The sequence below is a fragment of the Paenibacillus sp. GCM10023250 genome (genome assembly GCF_042653205.1).
GTDB lineage: Bacteria > Bacillota > Bacilli > Paenibacillales > Paenibacillaceae > Paenibacillus_Z.
In genome coordinates, this window is sequence record NZ_JBHSHY010000034.1 from 19390 (window position 1) to 41463 (window position 22074).

At 57.1% G+C, this 22074-nt stretch carries 24 protein-coding genes and 1 tRNA gene; 13 read left to right on the forward strand and 12 right to left on the reverse strand.

From position 1 onward, the window contains the following. Nucleotides 1–6: 6 nt before the first annotated feature. The gene (locus ACFPB1_RS21150) at nt 7–1794 is read right to left on the reverse strand and encodes a S9 family peptidase (protein ID WP_379228087.1); all 1788 of its coding nucleotides are present in this window, start codon (nt 1792–1794) and stop codon (nt 7–9) included. Nucleotides 1795–2028: 234 nt separating this feature from the next. Between ACFPB1_RS21150 and ACFPB1_RS21155 the strand changes: the two genes are divergently transcribed. After that, a complete protein-coding gene (locus ACFPB1_RS21155) occupies nt 2029–2544 on the forward strand; it encodes a cupin domain-containing protein (RefSeq protein WP_379228088.1) in 516 nt (171 codons plus the stop codon). A gap of 185 nt (nt 2545–2729) precedes the next feature. On the opposite strand, the gene ACFPB1_RS21160 is transcribed toward ACFPB1_RS21155, so the two are convergent. Beyond that, entirely contained in the window at nt 2730–3686 is a 957-nt protein-coding gene (locus ACFPB1_RS21160) for a helix-turn-helix transcriptional regulator (protein WP_379228089.1), read from the reverse strand. 142 nt (nt 3687–3828) lie between these two features. Between ACFPB1_RS21160 and ACFPB1_RS21165 the strand changes: the two genes are divergently transcribed. The 4 genes from ACFPB1_RS21165 (at nt 3829) to ACFPB1_RS21180 (ending at nt 6387) form a co-directional block, all read left to right on the forward strand. Further along, nucleotides 3829–4308, forward strand: a complete 480-nt coding sequence (locus ACFPB1_RS21165; protein WP_379228090.1) for a hypothetical protein — start codon at nt 3829–3831, stop codon at nt 4306–4308. 23 nt (nt 4309–4331) lie between these two features. After that, on the forward strand, nt 4332–4808 hold the full coding sequence (locus ACFPB1_RS21170; protein WP_379228091.1) for a GyrI-like domain-containing protein: 477 nt from the start codon (nt 4332–4334) through the stop codon (nt 4806–4808). A gap of 449 nt (nt 4809–5257) precedes the next feature. Then, complete coding sequence (locus ACFPB1_RS21175; protein WP_379228092.1) at nt 5258–5479, forward strand: hypothetical protein; 222 nt, start codon at nt 5258–5260, stop codon at nt 5477–5479. Further along, nucleotides 5479–6387 (forward strand): hypothetical protein, encoded by a 909-nt coding sequence (locus ACFPB1_RS21180; protein WP_379228093.1) that lies wholly within the window; start codon nt 5479–5481, stop codon nt 6385–6387. Before ACFPB1_RS21175 ends, ACFPB1_RS21180 begins: the two co-directional genes overlap by 1 nt. A 77-nt stretch (nt 6388–6464) precedes the next feature. Here ACFPB1_RS21180 and ACFPB1_RS21185 read toward each other — a convergent pair whose 3' ends face one another. Beyond that, nucleotides 6465–7319 (reverse strand): sulfurtransferase, encoded by an 855-nt coding sequence (locus ACFPB1_RS21185; RefSeq protein WP_379228123.1) that lies wholly within the window; start codon nt 7317–7319, stop codon nt 6465–6467. Between the two features lie 203 nt (nt 7320–7522). Here ACFPB1_RS21185 and ACFPB1_RS21190 point away from each other — a divergent pair, with 203 nt between their 5' ends. The 3 genes from ACFPB1_RS21190 to ACFPB1_RS21200 all read left to right on the forward strand — a co-directional run bounded on the left by ACFPB1_RS21190 (nt 7523) and on the right by ACFPB1_RS21200 (nt 9343). Continuing rightward, nucleotides 7523–8386 carry a hypothetical protein gene (locus ACFPB1_RS21190; RefSeq protein WP_379228094.1) on the forward strand — a complete coding sequence of 288 codons (864 nt, stop codon included), beginning with the start codon at nt 7523–7525 and terminating at the stop codon, nt 8384–8386. A gap of 130 nt (nt 8387–8516) precedes the next feature. Continuing rightward, nucleotides 8517–9029, forward strand: coding sequence for a GNAT family N-acetyltransferase (locus ACFPB1_RS21195; protein ID WP_379228095.1), 513 nt, complete (start codon nt 8517–8519; stop codon nt 9027–9029). Between the two features lie 110 nt (nt 9030–9139). Beyond that, entirely contained in the window at nt 9140–9343 is a 204-nt protein-coding gene (locus ACFPB1_RS21200) for a DUF378 domain-containing protein (protein ID WP_090647403.1), read from the forward strand. Nucleotides 9344–9510: 167 nt separating this feature from the next. Here ACFPB1_RS21200 and ACFPB1_RS21205 read toward each other — a convergent pair whose 3' ends face one another. Together ACFPB1_RS21205 and ACFPB1_RS21210 are read right to left on the reverse strand one after the other, a co-directional pair. Further along, nucleotides 9511–9825, reverse strand: coding sequence for a 4a-hydroxytetrahydrobiopterin dehydratase (locus ACFPB1_RS21205; protein WP_379228096.1), 315 nt, complete (start codon nt 9823–9825; stop codon nt 9511–9513). 28 nt (nt 9826–9853) lie between these two features. Continuing rightward, nucleotides 9854–10147: a hypothetical protein gene (locus tag ACFPB1_RS21210; protein ID WP_379228097.1), complete on the reverse strand. Its 294-nt coding sequence runs from the start codon at nt 10145–10147 to the stop codon at nt 9854–9856. Nucleotides 10148–10366: 219 nt separating this feature from the next. On the opposite strand from ACFPB1_RS21210, the gene motA reads away from it, so the two are divergent. Both motA and motB read left to right on the forward strand, forming a co-directional pair. Further along, nucleotides 10367–11167, forward strand: a complete 801-nt coding sequence (gene motA / locus ACFPB1_RS21215; RefSeq protein WP_379228098.1) for a flagellar motor stator protein MotA — start codon at nt 10367–10369, stop codon at nt 11165–11167. Beyond that, the gene (motB, locus tag ACFPB1_RS21220) at nt 11151–11969 is read left to right on the forward strand and encodes a flagellar motor protein MotB (protein ID WP_379228099.1); all 819 of its coding nucleotides are present in this window, start codon (nt 11151–11153) and stop codon (nt 11967–11969) included. The genes motA and motB overlap by 17 nt, the downstream gene beginning before the upstream one ends. A 198-nt stretch (nt 11970–12167) precedes the next feature. On the opposite strand, the gene ACFPB1_RS21225 is transcribed toward motB, so the two are convergent. The 5 genes from ACFPB1_RS21225 to ACFPB1_RS21245 all read right to left on the reverse strand — a co-directional run bounded on the left by ACFPB1_RS21225 (nt 12168) and on the right by ACFPB1_RS21245 (nt 18786). After that, nucleotides 12168–12887 (reverse strand): aspartate/glutamate racemase family protein, encoded by a 720-nt coding sequence (locus ACFPB1_RS21225; protein ID WP_379228101.1) that lies wholly within the window; start codon nt 12885–12887, stop codon nt 12168–12170. Nucleotides 12888–13006: 119 nt separating this feature from the next. After that, complete coding sequence (locus ACFPB1_RS21230) at nt 13007–14506, reverse strand: Mur ligase family protein (protein WP_379228102.1); 1500 nt, start codon at nt 14504–14506, stop codon at nt 13007–13009. A 489-nt stretch (nt 14507–14995) separates the two neighbouring features. Further along, nucleotides 14996–15730, reverse strand: coding sequence for a 23S rRNA pseudouridine(2604) synthase RluF (rluF, locus tag ACFPB1_RS21235; protein ID WP_379228104.1), 735 nt, complete (start codon nt 15728–15730; stop codon nt 14996–14998). A 42-nt stretch (nt 15731–15772) separates the two neighbouring features. Next, on the reverse strand, nt 15773–16477 hold the full coding sequence (locus ACFPB1_RS21240) for an NAD(P)H-binding protein (RefSeq protein ID WP_379228105.1): 705 nt from the start codon (nt 16475–16477) through the stop codon (nt 15773–15775). A 53-nt stretch (nt 16478–16530) separates the two neighbouring features. Further along, nucleotides 16531–18786 (reverse strand): PAS domain S-box protein, encoded by a 2256-nt coding sequence (locus ACFPB1_RS21245; RefSeq protein WP_379228106.1) that lies wholly within the window; start codon nt 18784–18786, stop codon nt 16531–16533. Nucleotides 18787–19152: 366 nt separating this feature from the next. Here ACFPB1_RS21245 and tadA point away from each other — a divergent pair, with 366 nt between their 5' ends. Beyond that, nucleotides 19153–19632 carry a tRNA adenosine(34) deaminase TadA gene (tadA, locus tag ACFPB1_RS21250; protein ID WP_379228107.1) on the forward strand — a complete coding sequence of 160 codons (480 nt, stop codon included), beginning with the start codon at nt 19153–19155 and terminating at the stop codon, nt 19630–19632. On the opposite strand, the gene ACFPB1_RS21255 is transcribed toward tadA, so the two are convergent. Beyond that, complete coding sequence (locus ACFPB1_RS21255; RefSeq protein WP_379228109.1) at nt 19595–19810, reverse strand: Spo0E family sporulation regulatory protein-aspartic acid phosphatase; 216 nt, start codon at nt 19808–19810, stop codon at nt 19595–19597. The genes tadA and ACFPB1_RS21255 overlap by 38 nt on opposite strands. A 242-nt stretch (nt 19811–20052) precedes the next feature. Here ACFPB1_RS21255 and ACFPB1_RS21260 point away from each other — a divergent pair. Beyond that, a tRNA-Arg gene (locus ACFPB1_RS21260) sits at nt 20053–20129 on the forward strand. Nucleotides 20130–20319: 190 nt separating this feature from the next. On the opposite strand, the gene ACFPB1_RS21265 is transcribed toward ACFPB1_RS21260, so the two are convergent. Next, on the reverse strand, nt 20320–21108 hold the full coding sequence (locus tag ACFPB1_RS21265; RefSeq protein ID WP_379228110.1) for a DUF3888 domain-containing protein: 789 nt from the start codon (nt 21106–21108) through the stop codon (nt 20320–20322). A gap of 310 nt (nt 21109–21418) precedes the next feature. Here ACFPB1_RS21265 and ACFPB1_RS21270 point away from each other — a divergent pair, with 310 nt between their 5' ends. After that, nucleotides 21419–22069: an FMN-dependent NADH-azoreductase gene (locus ACFPB1_RS21270; protein WP_379228111.1), complete on the forward strand. Its 651-nt coding sequence runs from the start codon at nt 21419–21421 to the stop codon at nt 22067–22069. Nucleotides 22070–22074: the final 5 nt, after the last annotated feature.

The following is a 22074-nucleotide window of genomic DNA, read 5'->3' on the forward strand; positions in this document are numbered from 1 at the left end:
GAGCGATCAAGCCCGATGCTTGTTCAGGAACGCCAGCATCCGCCGGTACACGGCGATTTCGTTGCTGCGCCTCGAGAAGCCGTGCCCTTCATCGTCCAGCACCATGTAATCGACGTCCGTCCCTTGCGCCTGCAGGGCGGCGACGATCTGGTCCGATTCGGCCTTCACGACCCGCGGGTCGTTCGCGCCCTGAATGACCAGCATCGGCTTGACCATCTGCGACAAATACGTGATCGGCGAATCCTTCGTCAGCCGTTCCCGATCCCGCTCCGGATGGCCGAGCCAGCGCTCCATGATCGGCTTCCAGTCGTCCGGCACCGAGTCGATGAACGTGAACAGGTTGCTCGGCCCGAAGATATCGACCGCCGCCCGGAAATAATCCGCGTGCCGCCCGGCCAGCAGCAGCGTCATGTACCCGCCGTAGCTGCCGCCCACGACGAACAGCTTGTCCCGGCTCGAGATGCCCTGCTCGAACAGCCATTCCATCCCCGCCACGCAGTCGAGCCGCGGCCCTTCGCCCCAGTCGCCTTCGACGAGCTTGACGAACTCGGAGCCGTAGCCCGTGCTGCCCCGGAAATTCGGCGCGAAGATGTTGTAACCGTATGCCAGCATGAATTGGAACATCGCCCGGAAGAACTTCCCTTCCGACGCCTGCGGCCCGCCGTGCGGCCAGAAGATGGTGTAGCCGTTCGCGACGTCGGCCTTCGCCTTGAAGAGCAGCGCTTCAATCTCAAGCCCGTCGAAGGACGCATACCGCACGACGTCGGGCTTGACCAAATTCTCCTCGGCGAGTCCGGTGACCCGGTTCTGCGTCAGCCGCGTCCACTCCCCGTCCGCGTAGCGGTAGAGATTGAACGGCTGCACGGCGCCGCGTCCCAGGATGTAGACCGCGCCGGAGTCGGCGACGACGACCTTCTCCACGACGTCCACCGGGAGCGGAATCGGCACGGCCTCCCCGCCTGCCAGCGGTTTCGCGTACAGGCGATGCTCCGTGCCCCGCTCCGTCCGGACGTAGAGCATCCCGGACGCCCGGTGCCACTTGATGCCGGACACCGCTTCGCCGTCGAATTCGCACACCGTCTCATACGCGCGGGTGACCAGATTATAGGCCATCACGTAGGCGAAGTCCCGGTTCACGTCGGTGACGTACAGCAGCGTGTCGTTGTCCGTGAAGAGAAAATCATGGCTGACCTGCACCCGCTCCGGGTTCGGGGATACGACCGTCTCTTCGCCGCCGGCCACGAGGATCCCGAGCTGATGCGTGTTGGCGAACGTCCTCGCCACGACGAACTTGTCCTCGTCCGGACTGACCGCCTCCAGGAACGTCGGCTGCTCGCGTCCTTCGTACAGCAGCTCGTCGTCGCCGGTGGCCAGATGGCGCACGCGCGCATTCAAGTAGTTGGGGTTGTCCTTGGAGGTGACGTAGTACAGACGCTCGCCGTCCTTCGACAGCTTCACGGCATAAAATTTCTCCTGCGGCGTGCCTTCGATCAGCTCGAGCGGATGCCCGCCTTCCGCCGGCAGCGCGTAGATGTGGTAGTTCTCGTCCCCGTCCCGGTCGAAGCCGGCAAGCAGGAAGCGCCCCTGCGGGTCGATCTCGATCGCGTTCGCGTTCTGGTTGTTGTACGTCAGCGGATACGGGTACGCATCCGGCAGGTCCATCGCCCACAGATTGGGCTGGCCGTTCAGATTGCTGCTGAAGATCAGCCGTTTCTCGTCCTTCGCTACCGCAAAATCGCGAATGACATACGTTTGGAAAAACTGCTCCACGTCCGGTTTCGGAAATTGAATCATGCTTGCCGCCGCCTCTCTCGAAATATGTACTTTTTCCCGCGATAGTCATCACGTGCGTGTAAGTGTACTTCATTCCACGCGGAAGGGCGTTAATCCTGTTTCCTCGCCCGAAAATTTCCATTTGCGTGAGGTTTCATAACATTAACGGCTCGGCAGTTCAATCCTTAACGGCAATGCTTCCCTTTTATTAGGCATCTGCATAGGATACAGCGTAACGAAAGGAGGAGCCGCCTCATGTATCCGAATCACTGGGCCAACCATTGGCATACGTCCCCTTGGCATGCGTACCCCTGGAATGCCTACCATGGGAACTGCTGCGATCCGAATGCTCTGTTCAGAAACTTTCCTTTGCAAGATTACGGACCCCTGCCGCTTGTCGTGAATATCGACTATGCCGCGAAGTTCAACACCAATTACCGCACCGCCTTATGGACGGGGAAGCATCTCCAAGTGACCTTGATGAGCATTAACGTCGGCGAGGACATCGGTCTGGAGGTCCATCCGACGACCGACCAATTCATACGGATCGAAGCCGGTCAGGGGTTTGTTCAGATGGGCGACAGCAAGGATCATTTGGATTTTCAAGCCATGGCCTCCGACGGCTATGCGATTATGGTCCCAGCCGGAAAATGGCACAACGTCACCAATACGGGGCATCAGCCGCTTAAAGTTTACGTGATCTATGCGCCGCCCGAACATCCCTTCGGCACCGTGCACGAAACGAAAGCCATCGCGATGGCTTCCGAATGAACCCTCCGGAAGCGCCTCTCGCGCGAACCGCTTCTTAATGAAGCCGGCTTCGCGCGGACGCCGGCGCAAAAAAATACAGAGCAGCGGCATCGCCGCGCTCTGTATTTTTCTTTGTCTATGACTCGGTTAATGCCCGGCCTTATTCCTCGCCCGTCGCGACCGGATTCTCTTCATACGAGATCCAATCACTCCAGCTGTCGGATGCATCGATTCAAACGCTGTTCCAAAATCACGCGCAGTTCGTCAGGAATCCGTTCAAACTCGATCCCTTTTCCCAAGAACAAAAGCCAATCCGCATAATACGCCAGCGCCGTAACATCGGCCACATCCAGCTGAACATTGAAAATCCCGCTCGACTGAAACATCCCGGTAAAGGACAAAATTATCCCCGGCGGGTGCATACGCTTAAAGCGCTGAATCCCGGTCGCATCTAGCTTCACAACAAGATTGGACTCACGTGCACGAAGCCGTTTTTTGCTTAAGATCTCTTGCTCAGACCACTTCATCTCCCGCTCGGAAATTGCCGAATCCCGCAGCATCTCAACAGGCAAATAACGAAACTCATCCGCATCAAAATCATACACCTCGACCAGCCACTGAGCGTTCGAGTTGAAAATATGCAGCAAGTAAACGTCCATCAACTGCGGCCAACCAGGACTCTGCTCATAAGTCAAGCGCAAGTGCTTATCCCGCACAGCAAACGAAATCAGCTGGTTCAGCTCCGCAGGCGCCGCATCATCGAGCTCCAGAAGATTCGGATTGGCAGGGTTCGTATTTTCAAAAAGCAAAATATTGTTCAGCTCGATCAGCTCGTCTTGCTGGGTTTGCGACGCGATGCCGATGAGTTTCTCGGTGATTGAGCGGCGATTTTGCAGATAAGGCAGCTGTGAATTTTTCGAGGCTATAAAGCTGATAAAAATCGCCTTCAGCTCTTCCGTCGTTAATCGGACGGCGGGCAGATACTGATTCTGCAGAACATTGTAGCCGCCACCGCGCCCAAGCTCGGTCGTCAGCGGGAACCCCATCGCCTGAATCTCACTAATGTCGCGGATCGCCGTCGCACGGGAAATCTTGAACTCCCGCTGAATCTCGGCAATTGTAAAATGCGCGCGGTTATTAATGTAGCGCATAATCAGGTTCACTCGTTCCGTTTTCTTCATGTTTTTATTGTATCAGAAATAGGAGCTGTCTAGCTGATTTTGATTTAAAAAAAGTATCACTTTTTGATACATTTAGCTCTTAGAATCAATCTTGTAAGAAATACATTCTCAAGGAGTGATTAAAGTGTCTAACTATTCCATCAAAACCATCTCGGAAAATTACAAAATGACTGCTTTCGGTGTTATACTTGAAGACTTCAACGATTGGGCAGGCAATGCAGCAAAAACCGCAGCGAAAAAAGCAGAAATCACTGAAAACGGCAAGCTTGCCGATCTTCTCGCGCTCGCTGATGGGCAAGAATATCAAATCAACTACGTTATCGACGGCAAGGGTTGGCGCGGCTTCGGCGTGATGGGTGAATTCGATGCGGAAGGCGCAGTCGTCCTCGATTTCCTCGCTGGCGACTATATCGTCGTGCCAGGCACAGGCGCTGACAAAGACAGCCTTGCCGACGAGATCACAGGCAAAGTTTTCGGCGGCATGATTCAAGAAATCACAGACTACAAATACGTCGGTCCTGGCAACTCCGTATTCGTCACAGCAGCCGATGACGGTGAATGCTACGGCGAAATGTGGCTTCGCGCAACAAAAGTAGAAAATTAAACCTTTGGAAAAGGAGCTCTCACATGGCAAATTATGCGCTTGAACACAAAAAATCATTCGAATTGACCGCTTACGGTTTTTCAATCCAGTCGAATTTCCAAGACATGCCGGCGATGCAAAAGGAAAAAGCCGAGTTTTGGGACGGGCTCCGAGCCGACGGGCGATTCGATAAGCTCAAAGACGCCGCAAAAGACGATCGCGAATGGTCGGTCAACGAGGTTTATCAAGGCAAACCGTGGAATTATTTCGCGGTAGAAGCTCGCAAATCAGTACCTGACGCAACGCGCATCATCGAGTTTCCAGAGAGCGAGTACATCGTGGTCGCAGGAAATGGCGACAAGGAAACCTTGTTCGATCAGCTGACCTACCGTGCTTTCGGCGAAGTCTTAGCCAAAATCACTGACTATGCTTACATCGGCGGTCCCAATGCGACTTATCGCAAAGATAACGGAGACGGCACGTTCTACGGTGAATTTTGGGTGCCTGTGGTTAAAAAATAATCAAGTAGATAGGGGCGGCTAGCCCCTGACCTCTCATACCACCGTACATGAGGGTCCGCATTCGGCGGTTCCTATAGGTTAACGAATTTCAAGATAATAGTTAGACTAAACAGCCCTTGGTTGCTCCAGTAGGAGCGGCTGAGGGCGTTGTTTATGTTCGGGACATTTCCCAGCAGCCACGCCGGGCATTTCTCTACGTTAAATGGTTCCCGAACAATCTTGTTGACGTTACGTTGAATGATTTCTTTATTCTATTAAACCGTTGACTTTGGCAAGGAACAATTGCGGCTATGGTTCACTAACCTAAGCTGCTGTCTGTATTGATTGCGCTCCATTGACTTCCTTAACCTATTGTTGCAAATTCATAGGTAGGAACCTTTTTAAGAGCAGACATGTAGCGTACATTTTATCCGCTGTCTATTAATTTCATCGTACAGGGAGGATTTGACATGCCATATCGGCTTGTTGACGAATTTTATTGGATTGATTGGAATGACATCGACAAGCAACAGGATGAACAATTAACTGCCGCCGATAAGTATAACCGGATTGTTGGCTGGGCTGGAAAAGCAAGAGGGAAGAATCCAGGCGTATTCGATGAGCTTACAGGATGGTTAATGGATGATTCGGAATGGGCGGAAGAAAATCTGACTAAAACGAGCAAATCTTAGTGCAGAGTATCTTAGCGCGATTCAAACAACAAAATGCCCGACTTCGCATGTATTTAAAGGAGCTTGAACCATCTGGTGCAGCCAATGCGCCTGTGTTTAAGGCGTTGGACGATTTTGACAGGGAATTATCCGGCGTACATTTGGATGCGCGGCTTCCTCAAGAGGTTACAGGAATGTTCACCGATTTTACCACTATGCGCGAACGCAATGTGCGAGAACAAGTAGCAGGCGGCAAAACTGGGCCAACTGGCACAGATAGTGTTGAGATATTTGGGTATATCAATCATTTGAAAAACTGTGATGCCCAAGTACAATGGTGCTTGTTTATGCCCGATGTGGTCAAACATCAACAAGCTGGTTTCAAAGTTGACGATTTTGATTATAAGCAAATGCCCTCAATGCGCTTTATTGGTGTGGATGATAGCCTATTTCAAAGCGATACTGACGAAGAATATTACGAGAAGAAGAAAGCAAGCCTCAAGAATGTAACAAGCACACTCAATGCTTTGACTGAGTATAAATCGGGCTTTGACCATGATGTTTGGTTTGGACATCATTTTGGACGAGGGGTGGAAGTTGAGCCTGGGCATGGTTTTTGGGGGCGATTCATGAAGGCTGACACCCCAGTGCCGGAAGGTTTTATGCATTTTGACTTTACGTCCGAATATGTGGATAAACCCGGGCTGCCGTATCTTTCCAAATTTGCACTTGCCACTTTCTCCGGCGGTATTGATGCTATGCACGATGATGAGGGCACGGATGGCGGCAGAATGTATGATGTCACCCGCAATATCATACTGGGCCAAGGTGTTGGTATCCCATACCCGGACAAATACTGGATTGCGGAAGTGTTCCTCGATGGATTCGATAAACCCAGCACCGCTTATATGTTTAGTGTAGTGTTGTAATTCATACCTCGGGGCATAACAAATACACCGCTAGAGCCTTTGGGCAAAATGGCGGTGTATTTGGCATTAAAGTACTGCTATTCGTCTTTTCGATCCCCTTCGTCTCCAGTCGCGACCGGGTTCTCTTCATACGAACTCCAATCACTCCAACTTCCCGCGTACAACCGCACGTTCGTAAAGCCCGCTTCCCGCAGCGCCAGCACGTTCGGGCAAGCCGTCACGCCCGAGCCGCAGTACACGATCGTCTCGCGGTCCTTGTCCAGCCCTTCGAACCGCGCCGCCTGCGCTTCGGCGTCCTTCCACTTGCCGCCTGCGCCGCGGCCCTCGGCCCAGAAGCGGTTGAGCGCGCCCGGGATATGGCCGGCCTTGCGGTCGAGCGGCTCGACCTCGCCGCGGTAGCGCGGCGCTTCGCGCGAGTCGATGAGCGTCACGTCGGCGCGGCCCAGCTTCTCGCGCACCTCGTCCATCTCCACCAGCAGGTTATGCTGCACCGTCGCGAAGAACGGCGAGGGAATAAGCACCCGCTGCTCGGCATCGACCGGGAACCCGGCGTTCTTCCACGCCGTGAAGCCTTCGTCGAGCACGTAGACCTCTTCGTGCCCGAGGTACTTGAGCAGCCACCAGAGCCGCGACGCCATCGCCCCGCCCTGGTCGTCGTACGCGATGACGCGCTTGTCATTGCCGATGCCCGCCCGGCTGAACGTCCCCGTCAGCTGCGCGATGTCCGGCAGCGGGTGGCGCCCGCCGTGCTCCTCGACCGGCGCGGACAGATCCTTCTCCAGGTCCAGGTACACGGCCCCCGGGATATGCGATGCTTCGTAGGCCTCGCGGCCGGAGACCGGCTTGCCGAGCTGGAACCGGCAGTCGACCATCACGAGATCGGCCTCATACAAGCGGGCCAGCAGCCATTTTAACGATACGATGGAAGTCAATTCATTCAATCCGCCTTTCCTTATGCATGTCCTTAGCTGCATTATACCGCAATTGGGGGGATGCGCGCACCGCTGGCCGCTTTTGCCCCTTCTGCAACCCTTTACAATTCCTATATCTACCATTGAGGATCCGTTAACAAATCTCCCCTACGATCATAGCGAGCCCGGCAAAGGGCCGATCAATCGATAGAGGAGATGGATTTATGTTCAAACGCATGTTAGGCACGGCCGCCGTTATCGTCGCCCTGGGCGCATCGCTCGTCACGGAAGCCGGCGTCGCCCCGACGCCCGCACACGCGGCAAGCAACATGGTGCCGGATTACGAGGTGAAGCTGCTCCTGAATCCAAGCGCCGTGCTCGGCCCGGATTTCAAGCTGACGAGCACCGTCCTGAGCACCTTCGCGATGCCGTCCACGGTCACGAAGATGAACGTCGCGTTCCTCGACACCAGCGCCAAGGAGATCTACAACAACGGCTGGAGCCCGCGCATCCGCAAGACGGAAGGCGAAGACGACTTCGAGCTCAGCTACAAGAAGCGCTACGCGATCGCGAACGACGACATCAACGCCGCGCTGACGCAAGCGAACCGCGACGGCTTCGACAGCGGCGACGACAACTACGAGGCGCAGGTGGAGTGGGGCTACCAGAAGAAGACGCTCAGCATCACCCGCACGAAGAAGGGCAGCAAATCCGGCTATAGCGGCATGGACCTGCCGTCGATCGGCGACGCCCGCAGCCTGATGGTCAACAACGCGCCGGACAAATTCAACGACTGGCTGCGCGACGACTGGGGCACGGACAACCTGAAGAATGCCCGTTACTTCGGCCCCGTCCTCGCCAAGCGCTCCGAAGGCACGTGGAACGGCCTCAAGCTGTACATCGAAGTCTGGCCGATCAAGAACGCCGCCGGCACGGGCACGGAATACGTCGTCGAAGCCTCCTTCAAGACGGACAGCGCGGCGACGGCGTCCGCGAAGCACGACCAGCTGATCAGCTTCCTGCAAAGCAAGGGCTGGTTCCTCGCGCAGGATTCGCTGAAAACGCAGCTGATCATGGACCGCTACTAATTCGCCGTCCCGCCCCGCTTTCCTCGTCCCGCCGGATTTGGTAGTATGGAGGAACTACATCCGCATTTGCGCCGGAGCCGCTCTCGCCCGCCCGCGAGGCTGCCCCGCTGCCGCCGAGGAGACGACCGTCATGACCCACCCGCTACCGCCTGCCCGGCCGCCCCGCTTCCGGGTTGCGCCGCTCACGGAGGAGCTGGCCGAGCAGCTCTCGACCTGGCGCTACGAGCCGCCCTTCGACTTCTATAATTGGACCTCCTGGCAGGTCATGCTCGAGCTCGGCATGGAGTTCGGCGACCCCCTCGTCCGCGACCGGCAGTACGCCGCCGTCCTGGACGAGAGCGGGGCGTTCGTCGGCTTCGCGCAGTTCTTCCCGCTGCTCGGGCTGACGCGCCTCGGGCTCGGTCTGCGCCCGGACCTGTGCGACCGCGGACTCGGCGTCCCGTTCGTGAAGGCCATCGTGGCGGAAGCGATCCGCCGCGCGCCGAGCGACGAGATCGACCTCGAGGTGCATACCTGGAACGTCCGCGCGATCCGCACCTACCAGCGGGCGGGCTTCGTCATCACCGACACGTACGGGAAGCAGACGCATACCGGGCTCGTCGACGTGTACTGCATGTGCTATTTGGCCGAGGACGGGCTCTGAGGACGCCTGGCAAGCGGCCCCGCATGCGCTGCAGGAAAACGTGCTAAAATCCCGCCTCCCCGCATATGCGTAATAATGTCACACCCAGTGACAACAAGGAGGCGGATCCAGTGAAAGTTTTGAACATCATCAGCTTGATTGTGCTCATTCTCGGCGGTCTGAACTGGCTCATCGTGGGGCTCTTTGAGTATGATGTCGTTTCGGAGATTTTTGATGGATCAGATTCCGTCGGGGCGAAAATCGTGTACATTATTGTCGGTCTGGCAGCACTTTACAGCCTGTCGTTCTTCTCGAAGGTGTCCGCAGAAGAATAAGAAAACCGCCCGCTGTCATTCGTCGGCATGGATAGCCGAGCCCGCCGCTGCGCCGCTGCGCATGCCGCGGGCTTTTCTTATGGGCCCTGCCGGATGGAGAGCCGGCCTCGCGCCGCCGGCAGCCGTCACGCCTCCGCGTCGGGCAAGCAGCGCCAAAAAAACGCCGATCACCGGTTCTCGGCGATCGACGCTCGGTATGTCTCGTTATAGCGCTCCGCGGACTGAACGTCCAGCGCCGTCATGCCTCCGGCATGCCACGTGGTCAGCCGCAGCGTCACCTTCTTGTAATCGATCGCGATGAACGGATGATGGTTCAGCTCCTCCGCGATCTCGGCGATCCGCCCGACGAACGCGATCGCAGCCGGAAAGCTGGCAAACCGATAGCTGGCCGCGATCCACTTCTCGTCCTGCCGCGTCCAGCCCGCAAGCCCGGCGATCGCCCGGTCCGCCGCCTCCGCCGGCAGCTTCTCCAGCTTAGCCACGCCGCCTCACCTTCCCTGTCTTCAATGCTCAGATCAACCGGATGATCCGGCTCTCCTTCTCGTCCACGGACACTTCGATGATATGATGCTTCGGCCGGTACGTGACGACGCCCTGGCCCACGCGCAGCACCGGGTCCTCGCCGAGCGCGTAAAACACGTCGTCCGCGAGCGCTTCCATCAGGTCGAGCCGCTCTGCCTCGCCGAGCTCCTCCCACTCCGACGTTTCCATCTCGAAGAACAAGTAGCCGTCCCCGATCGAATGCATCGCATCCTTCAATTCCACCAGTATATCCTCGTATTCTCTCGCATGCTTCACGCCCATTTTGCGCCGCCTGCCTCTCTGCTTCTAATTTCCAGCCGCTTCTCCCTATTTTACACGAATTGGAACGAAAACGCCCAAAACATCCGCCCAGCTCTAATCTACGCGCCGGTTTTGTCGATATAAATAGCGTGCTCTCTTTTCTATCACCCCGCTTCCGGGCTTGAACGGCAGCCGCCGGTTGACGAATAGTCGCATCATTTATACTAGACGAGGTGTGTCATGGAAAAATCTACAATTATCGGTATCGCGCTCGGTCTCGTAGCCGTTCTGCTCGGGATGGTCCTGAAGGGCGCCCCGATCGAAAACCTGGTAAATCCGGCCGCTTTTATCATCATTATCGTCGGAACGGCGGCCTCGTTATTCATCGGTTTCCCGCTGAGCGAGCTTAAAAAATTCCCGAAATTGATCAAAATGATCTTCGTCGTGCAAAAACTGATACCCCGCGAGCAAGTCATCGCCCTGTTCATGGAGTGGGCGACGATCACGCGCCGCGAAGGGCTGCTTGCCCTCGAGTCGAAGGTCGACGAGATCGAAGACCCGTTCCTCCGCAACGGCATGCGGATGATCATCGACGGCAACGACCAGGATCTCGTCCGCGACGTTCTGCTCGAGGACATCGCCGCGACGGAAGAACGCCACCGCGCGGGCGCGCTGATCTTCTCCCAGGCCGGCATGTACGCGCCGACGCTCGGGGTGCTCGGGGCCGTTATCGGCCTGATCGCGGCGCTGGCCGACATGAGCGACATGAGCCGTCTCGCCCACGCGATCGCCGCGGCGTTCGTCGCTACTCTTTTAGGTATATTCACCGGTTACGTATTATGGCACCCGATCGCCAATAAGCTGAAGCGCCTGTCGAAGAACGAAGTCGAGCTGCGCCTCATGATGGTCGAAGGCCTGCTGTCGATCCAATCCGGCGTCTCCACGATCGCGATCAACCAGAAACTGTCCGTCTTCCTGACGCCGACGGAGCGCTTCAAGCTGAGCCAGAAGGGAGCCGAGGCGATTGAGCAAAAGGCCTAAGAAAGAGCATCACGAGGAGCACTCCGACGAAACCTGGCTCATCCCGTATGCCGACCTGCTGACGCTGCTGCTCGCGCTGTTCATCGTGCTCTACGCCATGAGCTCCACCGATTCGAAGAAGTTCCAGGACATGAGCAAGGCGTTCAACATCGCGTTCAACAGCGGCATCGGCGTACTCGACCAATCCTCGGTCATCTCGCAGGCGAACCAGATGGAGAACTCGCAGAACCTCAAACGCCGCGAGGATACGAAGGACATGTCGGAGCAAGACCGGCAAGCGCTGCAGAAGCAGGAGCAGCAGGATCTCGAGAACCTGAAGAAGCAGATCGACAAGTACATCCAGGCGAACGGCCTCACGGCGCAGCTGGACACGAAGCTCAACCAATCGCAGCTGACGATCACGATCAGCGACAGCTCGCTGTTCGCGCCAGGCAGCGCCAAGGTGAAGCCCGAGTCGCGCAAGCTCGCCATCGAGATCTCGAACATGCTGACCAAGTATTCCGACTACGAAGTTGTCGTCTCCGGCCATACCGACAACGTGCCGATTCACAACGACGAATTCGAATCGAACTGGGAGCTCAGCTCCATGCGGGCGATCCGGTTCATGAACATCGTACTGGAGAACAAGCAGCTTAATCCGAAGAACTTCAGCAACATCGGCTACGGCGAATACCGCCCGATCGCGAGCAACGACACGGCGGCGGGCCGCTCGAAGAACCGGCGCGTCGAGGTGTCGATCATCCGGAAATACGCGGATGCGTCCAAGAGCGTCAGCGTATCGGCGTCCGGCGCGTCGAATTAAATCAGGCCAGTGAATGACGAAAACCGCCGGGAGCGCGTAGCTCCCGGCGGTTTTCGTGCATATGCGGCGGCTCGCTGGCGGCGGGCTGCCGCGCCGCGCTCGTCTCGCGCTGCAGCGCAGCGGGCGCTGTGCCCCTGCACTCGCGCGGCCCGCCTGCGGCGGACTGCTCGCCTCAGCTCACTTGCTTGGCGCGCCCCGTTACGACAGCTCGGGCTTGCGCGCGGGCAGGGACAGCTCGATCGACCGCCGGACGAGCACGTCCATGGCGTCGATGCTGACCTTGCGCGCCTCCTCGCTGAGCTTGACGATCGACAGCTCCGTGCAGGCGATGATGACGCAGCTGCAGCCCTCGCGTTCGATCATGTCGCGGATGATGCCCTCCAGCTCGGCGGGGTCGCTGAGGATGCCGCGCTTGATGTCGCGGTAAATAATATTCATGACCTGCTGCTGCACGTCCATGTCCGGCTCATGCGGAATCATGCCGTACCGGCGCGCGCAGTCGCTGTAGATGCCGCTGCGCAGCGTGCCGTTCGTCGCCAGGATGCCGACCTTGCCGCCGCGGCCGAACGTATCGACGATTTCCCGCATCGTCTCTTCCACCATGTCGATGATCGGAATCGTCGTCATGGCCTGCATCTCTTGAATGAAATAGTGCGCGGTGTTGCACGGCATGGCGATGTTCGCCGCCTCCGCGTATTCCAGCAGCCGGATATCCTTCTCGATCTCCCGCAGGAACAGCTCGCCCGTGTTCTCGAGGATGACGTGGGTCCGGTCCGGCAGCGAAGCGTGGTTCAGCACCACCATGTCGATATGGTCCTGGTCCCGGTCGGCCGCCGTGCTCTCGATAATGAGGTCGATAAAGACGGACGTCGCCTTCGGGCCCATGCCGCCCAGAACCCCTAACCGTTTACGTTCCATGATTCAACAACCTTTATCGTATGACATAATCGTTCGTTGACGTTCGTTGGTTTCCTGCCTCGTACGGCGCCCGGCTCGCCGGCCGCCCGCTCGCGCGCTCCGCTTGGCGCCTGGCGGATTTATTCCGCCGCGTCCGTACCCGGCTTCCCGAGCAGCTGCAGCGCGATCTCCGCGCCGGGATCCATGCCCTGGCAGCCCGCGAGCAGGATCAGGTCGCCGCGCTTCGCTTCGCTCAGCGCCGCGCCGATCGCGTCCGGCAGCTCGTCGAACAGCTTGACCTCGATGCCCGCCTCGTTCATGACCTCGAGAAACACATCGGTCTCTTCGTCCGACACCACGTTGTGGCGGTTGACATGCGACCGGCTCCGCGTCGCGATCAGCTCGCGGCGTTCCAGCCGGTTCATCCACTTCACGATCGATTCCGCGTTCTCGCGGTTGATGATCGGCCCGCGCGCGCCGCGAATCGCGTAGACGAGATGGAAATTCTCGTAATCCATGTAGCGAAGCGTCTCCAGCGTCACGTCGATGTTGCCGGGATTGGCGAAGTGATCGTCGATGATCGTGAACGCGTCCTCGTGAATGAACTGGAAGCGGCGCTCCACGCCGCCGAAGGTGCGCAGCGTCTCCTGAATCGTCGGCACGGCCACGCCGCAGAGCAGCGCGATCGCGATCGCCGCCATGGAGTTATAGACGGAGTGCAAGCCCGGAATCCGCAGCTCGACGCGGAACTCGCCCGGCTCGTGACGGACGCCGTTCGCCTCGAACGGCTTCATGATCTCGACCGTGAACTTCGCCCGTCCGGTGGACAGGTCGAGGTCCTTGCAGCGCAGCGTGCCGTCGCTGCTCTTCATGCCGAACGTAACGACCTTCGCGCGCGTCTCGGTGACGAGGGACGCCGCGTATTCGTCGTCTAGGTTCAGCACGGCGCAGCTATTTTCGCCCGCACCGCGGATAAGCCTGGACTTCGCCGCGAAATAATTCTCGAACGTGCCGTGCGAATCGATATGCTCGCGGCTCAGGTTGTTGAAGCAGACGATGTCGTAGTTCACCGACTCGACGCGGTTCGTCTCCTGCGCCGCGGAGGAGACCTCCATGCTGACGTGAGAGACGCCGGCGTCGGCCATCCGTTTCAGGTACGCCTGCAGGTCGAGCGATTCCGGCGTCGTCAGCTCGGCCGGGATCCGCTCTTCGTCGATCTTGACGATGACCGTGCCAATCATCCCCGTCTTGAAGCCGTGGCGTTCGAGAATGGCGTTCGTCATGTAGGTCGTGCTCGTCTTGCCGTTCGTCGCCGTGATGCCGATCATCGTCATCCGGTCGGCGGGACGGCCGTAATACGCGCTCGCGAGCCGCGCCATGGCGATCCGGCTGTTCGGCACGACGTACTGCGGCACGCCGATCTCCGGCTGGATCCGCTCGACGATCGCGGCGACCGCGCCGCGCTTCACCGCGTCGCCCAAATACTTATGCCCGTCGGTGCTGTAGCCCGTGATGCAGACGAACAGCTGTCCCGGTTCGACTTTCTGCGAATGATAGGAAATGCCGGATATCTCAATCTCCCCGGCATGGAACGTTTCGGTTATCGTGATGGCTTGCAGCAATTCTTGCAATCTCGTCATGGCGCAAGGTCCTTTCTTCGAAAGCGTAAGGGCAGCCGGCCGCGCCCGTATCGCCGGCCTGTGCCGCCCTTACGCCTATCTATTCGCGAATTTGCCCATCGCCCTGCCCGCGAACACGCCGAAGAAGACCAGATGGGCTTCGGATGCGGCCACGTCCGGATGACGGGCGTTAGCGTTAGCAGGTAACGAGGGCTTGTCCGGCGCATTCGACCGCGACGGTATGTATGCCAATAATCGGCCCAAGCTGCGAAGCGGCTTGGGCCACTCTACTTCTTGCAGGCTTAACTTACTTTTTTGTTGAAAACCTCTATGCAAAGCGAGGACAATCCTTTATAATTTTACTTCATGTTTTATAGGATGGCAAGACGAAGCGGCCCCGCCGTCCCCTCCGCGCCGCGCGGCTGCGCGTTTTTCATAGAATCAGCCCCCGAGCAGACAAAAAAACCAACATCCCCGGCGAAGCCGCCCGAACGGATGTTGGTTTTGTCGTTATTTCCCGGGAAAAGGCGCTTCCTCGGACGACTCCGCCGGACGATAGTCCAGCAGCCCGAACAACTTGTCCAGCTCGTCCTGCGTCAAATCCCGCCACTTGCCGTTTGCCAGCTGCCCCAGCAGGATGTTCATGATCCGCACGCGCCGAAGCTTGCGCACGTTATACCCAAACGTCTGGCACATCCGGCGGATCTGGCGGTTCTTCCCTTCGGTCAGCGTAATCCGGAAGACGCGGTCCGACTCCTTCTCGACCTTGCACGGCAGCGTCATCGAGCCGAGGATGCGAACGCCCTCGCTCATCGCCTTCAGAAACCGCGGCGTGACGGGACGGTCGACGGTAACGACGTATTCCTTCTCGTGCTTGCCCTCGGCTCTCAGAATCCTATTGACGATATCCCCGTCGTTCGTCAGCAGGATGAGCCCTTCCGAGTCCTTGTCCAGCCGGCCGATGGGGAAGATCCGCTCCGAATGCCCCACGAAATCGACGATGTTGCCCTCCACCTGCGCTTCCGTCGTGCTCGTGATGCCGACGGGCTTGTTCAGCGCAATATACACATGGCGCTTCTGCGATCCGATCGGCTTGCCGTCCACGCGGACGTCATCGCCAAGCTCCGCCTGGCTGCCGAGCTCGGCCGCCGCCCCGTTGATCGTGACCCGCCCGCTTTCCACGAGCTTGTCGGCCTCCCGCCGGGAGCAGAACCCCGTTTCGCTAATAAACTTGTTGATCCTCAACTGACTTGTTCACCCCGCACTTGATCCCTGAACCAATACCGGCTACTTGCTACTTTCCGTTATTGCAGCGTTCTCGTAGATTTTGACGGCCGGCCCGCTGCCGACGATCGGCTCGGCGGCGGCCGTTTGGCGCATGAAAGCCGCTACCGCCTCCGCGCGGACCGGCCGGTATCGGCGCAGCCCCCCGAGCATGAGCGGCTTCAGCACCGGAACGAGCAGCATCGCGGCCCTCTCGCCGAGCCGGAACTCATCCCGCTTCCCAAGCAGCAGCGAAGGCCGGACGATATGCAGCTCCGGCAGACCGACGGCGCGAAGCGCCTCTTCCGTTTCGCCTTTGACCCGATTGTAAAAGATGCCGGACGACGCGTTCGCCCCCATGGCGGATATCGCGATGAACTTCCCGGCGCCGCGCGACTTGGCCCATTCCCCGAGCGCCAGCGGGTACGCATGGTCGACCTGGCGGAACGCCTCCTGCGACCCGGCCTTCCGGATCGTCGTGCCGAGCGCGCAGAAGACGACGTCCGCCTCGACGTCCGCAAGCGCTTGCTCCAGATGATCGAAGTCCGCGGTAATAACGGTCAATTTGTCCCGGAGCCCGCCCGCCGGCGGCATCGGAGGAAGCGGCCGCCGCGTCATCACCGTCAGCGCGCCGCAGCGCCGATCCTCCAGCAGCTGCAGGAGGAGCCGGAAGCCGACGAAACCCGTCGCCCCCGCGAGCAGCGCCCGGTAGCCTTCCGTTCGCGGCATGAACGTTCACCTCTCCTGTATGTATTGTACATGAAAGCGCGAACTCCTTCTTGTCAAGAATTGGATTTCGGCTCGTCGTTGTACAGGGGCAGCGAAATCAAGACCGTCGTGCCGACGTTCACTTTGCTCTTAATTTCAAAATGGCCCTGATGGCTCTGAATAATACGTTGGCTGACCATGATTCCGAGGCCCGTCCCCGCATCCTTGTCCGTGAAGAACGGATCGCCCAGCCTCGCGATCTTCTCCTCCGGAATGCCGATGCCCTGGTCCGTGATGGAGACGCGGACGAACTTGCCCTCGTGCCGGGCGGTGACCGAGACTTCCCCGCCCTGTGGCATCGCTTCGATCGCGTTCTTCAGGACGTTGATGAACACCTGCTTCAGCTGATTCTCCTCGCAGGAGATGCGGCAGTCATCCTGCCCGAAGTCCGTGACGAAGATCACGTTGCACAGATGCGCCTGGCTGTCGAGCAGCGAGATGACGTCGCCGAGCGTGAAGCGGACGTCCTTCACCTCGAACCGGGTGGCCTGCGGCTTGGCCAGGATGAGAAATTCGCCGACGATCAGATTAATCCGGTCGAGCTCCGACAGCATGAGATCGACGTGGCGCTCGTTCAGCTTGCGCGTCTCCTGCTGCAGCTGCAGGAACCCGCGCAAGGTGGTCAGCGGGTTGCGGATCTCGTGCGCCACTCCGGCGGCCAGCTGCCCGACGGTCGTCAGCTTCTCGGAGCGCCGCAGCAGCTCGTCCATTTCATTGCGGCTCGTCATGTCGCGGGTAATGCTCGCGATCGCGCGCAGATGGCCGTGCCGGTCATGAATCGGCGACGTCGTCACGCTGACCGCGATCCGCTTGCCGCGCTTCGTGACGCGCGTCGTCTCCCGGGCGGGCAGCGGTTTGCCGGATTTCAGCTGCTCGACCGTCTGCTGCTCCTCGTCCTTCAGCGCCTCCGGCACGAGCGGCAGCGCCTGGCCCACCGCTTCCTCCGTCGTATACCCGAACATCTCCTCGAACGCCCGGTTCACCTGCGTGATCCGCCCGTCCAGATCGACCACATGAATGGCGTCGGTCGTATGATTGATGAACGATTCCAAGTATTCCTTCATGGACCGGTTCTCTTCGAAGGCGGCCCGCAGCTTCGTCATATAGATGCCGAGGTTCTTCGACATCGCGTTCACCCGCTGCGCCAGCTGGCCCAGCTCGTCCTTGCGCCTCACGTCGATCGAGCTGTCGAACCGGCCGACGGACACTTCGTTCACTTTCCACAAGATCGTCCGGACCGGCCGAAGCAGGATGTTCGACAGCCCATAGCTGCAGATGACGACGATGCATAACAAGACGGCGGAGATGCAAAGCTGATTGGAGCGCTGCTCGTCCATCAGCCGCATGAGCGGCTTCTTGTCCAGCACGAGCCCGACGACGTACGGATTCGGCTGCTGGATGAGGACGAAGCTCTTGATGATCGACCGATGATGGACCGAGGTGTAGCGGAAGACGCGCTTGCCCTGCAGCGCCGCCTGTACGTCGCTTGCGTCCTGTTCCGCGCTGCGGTACTCGTACGTCCCGAACGGGATGGGATGCTCCGCGAGCTCCTTGCTGCGGATAATGGACGGGATGCGGATCTCGGTATCGGCACGGAACAAGTTCGGGTTAAACCCCGTAATTTCCAAGATCGTAGGGTTGCTCGCCTTCATATTCTCCAGAAACGAGGTCGTATGGGCCATTTTCTGATAATCGTTCAGCCGTTCGCTATCCAGGTAGCAGCGGATAACGTAATCGTGCCCGTCGTCGGTATAGAACGTCTCCTGCGCGAGCAGCGCGGCGGTTCCGGAGAAATTGGGCGTGTCCGGCGCGGCCCAGAACTGGTCGTGCTGATCGCTCGCATCTTCGCGTATCAGCGACCGCTGCCGCCAGGTCAAGCTGATGGTGCCTTCCTCCCGGGTGTCGGTGGACCGCACGATGACGTACTCGTCGCCTTGCTTCTGCATGACGGATAAGCGGGAGAGCCCGACACGGGAGGCGACCATCTCGAGCTGGGGCCTCGTGACCTCCGCGGCGGAAGCCGGCAGCTGCTGAGACGCGGAATACGACGCCAAGCTCAGCTTATCGATCAAGACGGATTGCACAAACTCGTTTTCGCTCGTGTTTTGCGTGACGTCCGCGGCGACCTGGCGGCTGATCGCCACCATGTTGCGTTCGACGTCCGATCGCAGATTGACCCTCGTAGAATATTCGTTCAAAATGAGATTGAGCAAGAGCAGGACGAATACGATCATCGATATCATCAGAGAGAGTTTAATCTTGACCGACAAGATGCGACACACCCTTTTCAAGCTTGTGGATATCCTACTTGGATCATATCATAATTGTAAAAAAATGAAATCAACTCCATGCGCCATTTTCAACGATGCCGCCTGACCCGGCCGGCCCCGTTCATCGACGGGAGTCGCGCTGCGTATTTCGTTCATCCACAATAGTTATCCACATATCCCATAGTTATTAACAGGATAATAGGGGGATATGTTGGCAATTCTGTGCGTAATCGGAGTTTATCCACATTACTATACACATGCTGTTAACAACGAATATTTGTTCGTAGCACAATTCGAGTTTTATCGACAGTCGCACAAGGTCGAATAGGCACCCTACACTACTACAGTTCGAGCGGAGGACGTCACGTGAACGAAACCGGCTATTTTAGGGAAGACGACTATACATGGATGCGGGCCGCCATCAAGGAGGCCGAGCGCGCGGAAGCCATCGGCGAGGTACCGATCGGAGCCGTAATCGTCAAGGACGGAGAAATTATCGGCAGAGGGTATAATTTGCGGGAGACGAATCTGGATCCCACCGCGCATGCGGAAATGATCGCGATTCGCGAGGCGAGCCGGCATCTCGGCGCCTGGAGGCTGCTGGACTGCACGCTGTACGTCACACTGGAGCCGTGTCCGATGTGCGCGGGAGCGCTGGTCCAAAGCCGGATCCGGAAAGTGGTGTACGGCACAATCGATCCGAAAGCCGGTTGCGCCGGTACGTTAATGAACTTGCTGCAGGAGCCCCGCTTCAATCACGAGACCGAGCTCGTCGGCGGGCTGCTGCGGCAGGAATGCGCGGATTTGCTTACCCGGTTTTTCCGTCGTTTGCGAGGTCGTTCTTAGTCGAGCTGCGCAGCATTTCATCCTTCTGCATCTGCTGCAGCATGACAATGAGTTGATCGGCTTCCTCACTAATGGCGAGTACCTCAGGGTCCGTTAGGCTACCGCGTGCTTCGGCCATTTCGAATAGCTTAGTGCGAAGCACCTGCAATTCGTGGAGTAATTTCGTTTTGTCGTTCATGACGCCCTGGGAACGCTCCTATCGCATCAGCTTCGGTTACATTAAGTAACATCCTTCATTATATACGCTTATGGTTGTTATTTTTGTATAATCTTGTCGATAAACATCCGTCTTCCGACCTAATTATTCATCGTGGTTCGACCTAATCCGATGCCGCCGCTGCGATCATCCCGCGCGACGAAAATCGCGCTTTCCGCAAGTTGCGCCGGCCGCGCCCTTCATGCTATTATTATCCTTGCCGCGCGCCCGTAGCTCAGCAGGATAGAGCGACAGTTTCCTAAACTGCAGGTCGTACGTTCGAATCGTATCGGGCGCGCCACAAAACAGCCCTCAAACCCTTGATAATCAAGGGTTTTTTATTTTCCCAACTAATACTATGTTGGGTACATTTTGGGTACATTTCTTTTCGATTCGATTTTTAGTTATCAATACGGTTACTTACATTGTCTACCTTTCCCTCAACTCAACAGAGAACTCATTTTTTGCGGACTGCATCAAACAGGAGTTGTTCAGCTCTTGCCTATAACTTCAATACCGGAATACATCAATCCGCTATTAAAGTGAGGTGCTGAAAAGTAAATGTTCACTTCATCCTGTACCGGGCCGTGAGTAATCAAACCATGAACTCTAACATTAAACCCTCCATGCCCGTCTGCTCGAATTCCGCTTATTTCGTACAGTGAAGAATTGATTTCTCCAAACTCCTCTTTGACCGCTTTGTCGATCCTCGAACCAAGCTCAAACAATAAGACTAAATTCATCATTTTCGTATCTTTTTCTGGTTCAACAAATGGATCGTGAGGTGATTCCGTCACAGTTTTGACCACATGTTGTGAAAGCTGATTAGACCTCTTTTTTAACATATCTTTCCAGTTAGGCGGAAAGTTTGATTCAGCGGGGTCTTCCAGGTGCTTCCAATCCAGTAACCGAACATTATTGGGGTTCGTGGGGGATATATCGAATATTAACCTATCCTTGCCGACAGCAATATGCGGACCAACTGTGGGAATAACTTCAAGTGTAATAACAAAATGAAAGCCTCGGAAACCATTTACTCGCCGCACATCATGGACATGTACAAAATACGGATAAACCTCAGGTGAATATTTCAATAAATCTGCATAAATCTCATCAATTTTTTTGTCAATGTGGGGCAATAGAAACAGCATTAGCATGTCTTGAAACATCAGTTCTTTTGATTCTTCTGGCTTGCTGCCATTTACGGGTTGCTCGGATGCATAGGCTGCACAAGGATTCACCCCAAAAATGAGCACTAATAAAAGAAGGAGTGTTTTCATTGCTTCTCTTCCTTAACTTTTTACGGGTATACTGCCCAAAGCCCATAAAATTAAACAGTTCATCGTCTCTGTGATTGCTTTGATGATCCCGCTACGCATGATTTCCTCCGGAACGCGCATAACTAACGCATTGAGCGGACATCCTCGCCTGACCATGTCCACACTCCCCGCTCCTCAAAACGAACCTGCCATCACGTTTGACAGGCTTCCAAACATTCGTTTTTGACAAACAGCCCAAGGCGGTTTATATTTAAGACAAGTCATATCGACGATTAATAATGTCGACAATAACTGAAGGAGCTGACCCTAATTGGACCAATTGCTTGTGATTAATGCTCATCCTACCGTCGACCCCGCGATGTCGTATAGCTTGCAGGTGCGCGATCGTTTTCTCGAAGCGTACCGCAAGGAGAATCCGAGCGCGCCAATTCAGGAAATCAACCTCTACGCCGAAGAAATCCCGCAGGTTGACGCAACCGTGCTTAGCGCGTGGGGCAAGCTGGAAGGCGGTCAGCCGCTGACGGACGAGGAACGGCGCGTCACAGCGCGCATGGGCGAGATTCTGGACCAATTCAAGCGGGCGAAGCGTTACGTCATCGTGCTGCCGCTGTACAACTTCAACATTCCGTCCCGGCTGAAGGATTATATGGACAACGTGCTGATTGCCCGCGAAACCTTCAAATACACGTCGAACGGCTCCGTCGGCCTGCTCAAGGACGGGCGCAGTCTCGTCGTCATTCAGGCGAGTTCCGGCATCTACACCAATAACGACTGGTACACCAAGAACGAATTTTCCCATCTCTACTTGAACTCGATGTTCGCGTTCCTCGGCGTCGAAGACTATGAGATCATCCGCATTCAAGGCACCGGCCGGCTCGACAAGGACGAACTCCTGGCTAAAGCCAGCCAGGAAGCCGAGCAAGCGGCGAAGCGTCTGGCTGGTCTGGCGGTCAAGGCCTAATATCT

Coding starts and splice junctions, on each gene's coding strand:
- ACFPB1_RS21150 (WP_379228087.1), bottom strand. CDS start 1,794: ATGATTCAATTTCCGAAACCGGACGTGGAGCAGTTTTTCCAAACGTAT.
- ACFPB1_RS21155 (WP_379228088.1), top strand. CDS start 2,029: ATGTATCCGAATCACTGGGCCAACCATTGGCATACGTCCCCTTGGCAT.
- ACFPB1_RS21170 (WP_379228091.1), top strand. CDS start 4,332: ATGGCAAATTATGCGCTTGAACACAAAAAATCATTCGAATTGACCGCT.
- ACFPB1_RS21175 (WP_379228092.1), top strand. CDS start 5,258: ATGCCATATCGGCTTGTTGACGAATTTTATTGGATTGATTGGAATGAC.
- ACFPB1_RS21190 (WP_379228094.1), top strand. CDS start 7,523: ATGTTCAAACGCATGTTAGGCACGGCCGCCGTTATCGTCGCCCTGGGC.
- ACFPB1_RS21195 (WP_379228095.1), top strand. CDS start 8,517: ATGACCCACCCGCTACCGCCTGCCCGGCCGCCCCGCTTCCGGGTTGCG.
- ACFPB1_RS21210 (WP_379228097.1), bottom strand. CDS start 10,147: ATGGGCGTGAAGCATGCGAGAGAATACGAGGATATACTGGTGGAATTG.
- motA (WP_379228098.1), top strand. CDS start 10,367: ATGGAAAAATCTACAATTATCGGTATCGCGCTCGGTCTCGTAGCCGTT.
- ACFPB1_RS21225 (WP_379228101.1), bottom strand. CDS start 12,887: ATGGAACGTAAACGGTTAGGGGTTCTGGGCGGCATGGGCCCGAAGGCG.
- ACFPB1_RS21230 (WP_379228102.1), bottom strand. CDS start 14,506: ATGACGAGATTGCAAGAATTGCTGCAAGCCATCACGATAACCGAAACG.
- ACFPB1_RS21240 (WP_379228105.1), bottom strand. CDS start 16,477: ATGCCGCGAACGGAAGGCTACCGGGCGCTGCTCGCGGGGGCGACGGGT.
- ACFPB1_RS21255 (WP_379228109.1), bottom strand. CDS start 19,810: ATGAACGACAAAACGAAATTACTCCACGAATTGCAGGTGCTTCGCACT.
- ACFPB1_RS21265 (WP_379228110.1), bottom strand. CDS start 21,108: ATGAAAACACTCCTTCTTTTATTAGTGCTCATTTTTGGGGTGAATCCT.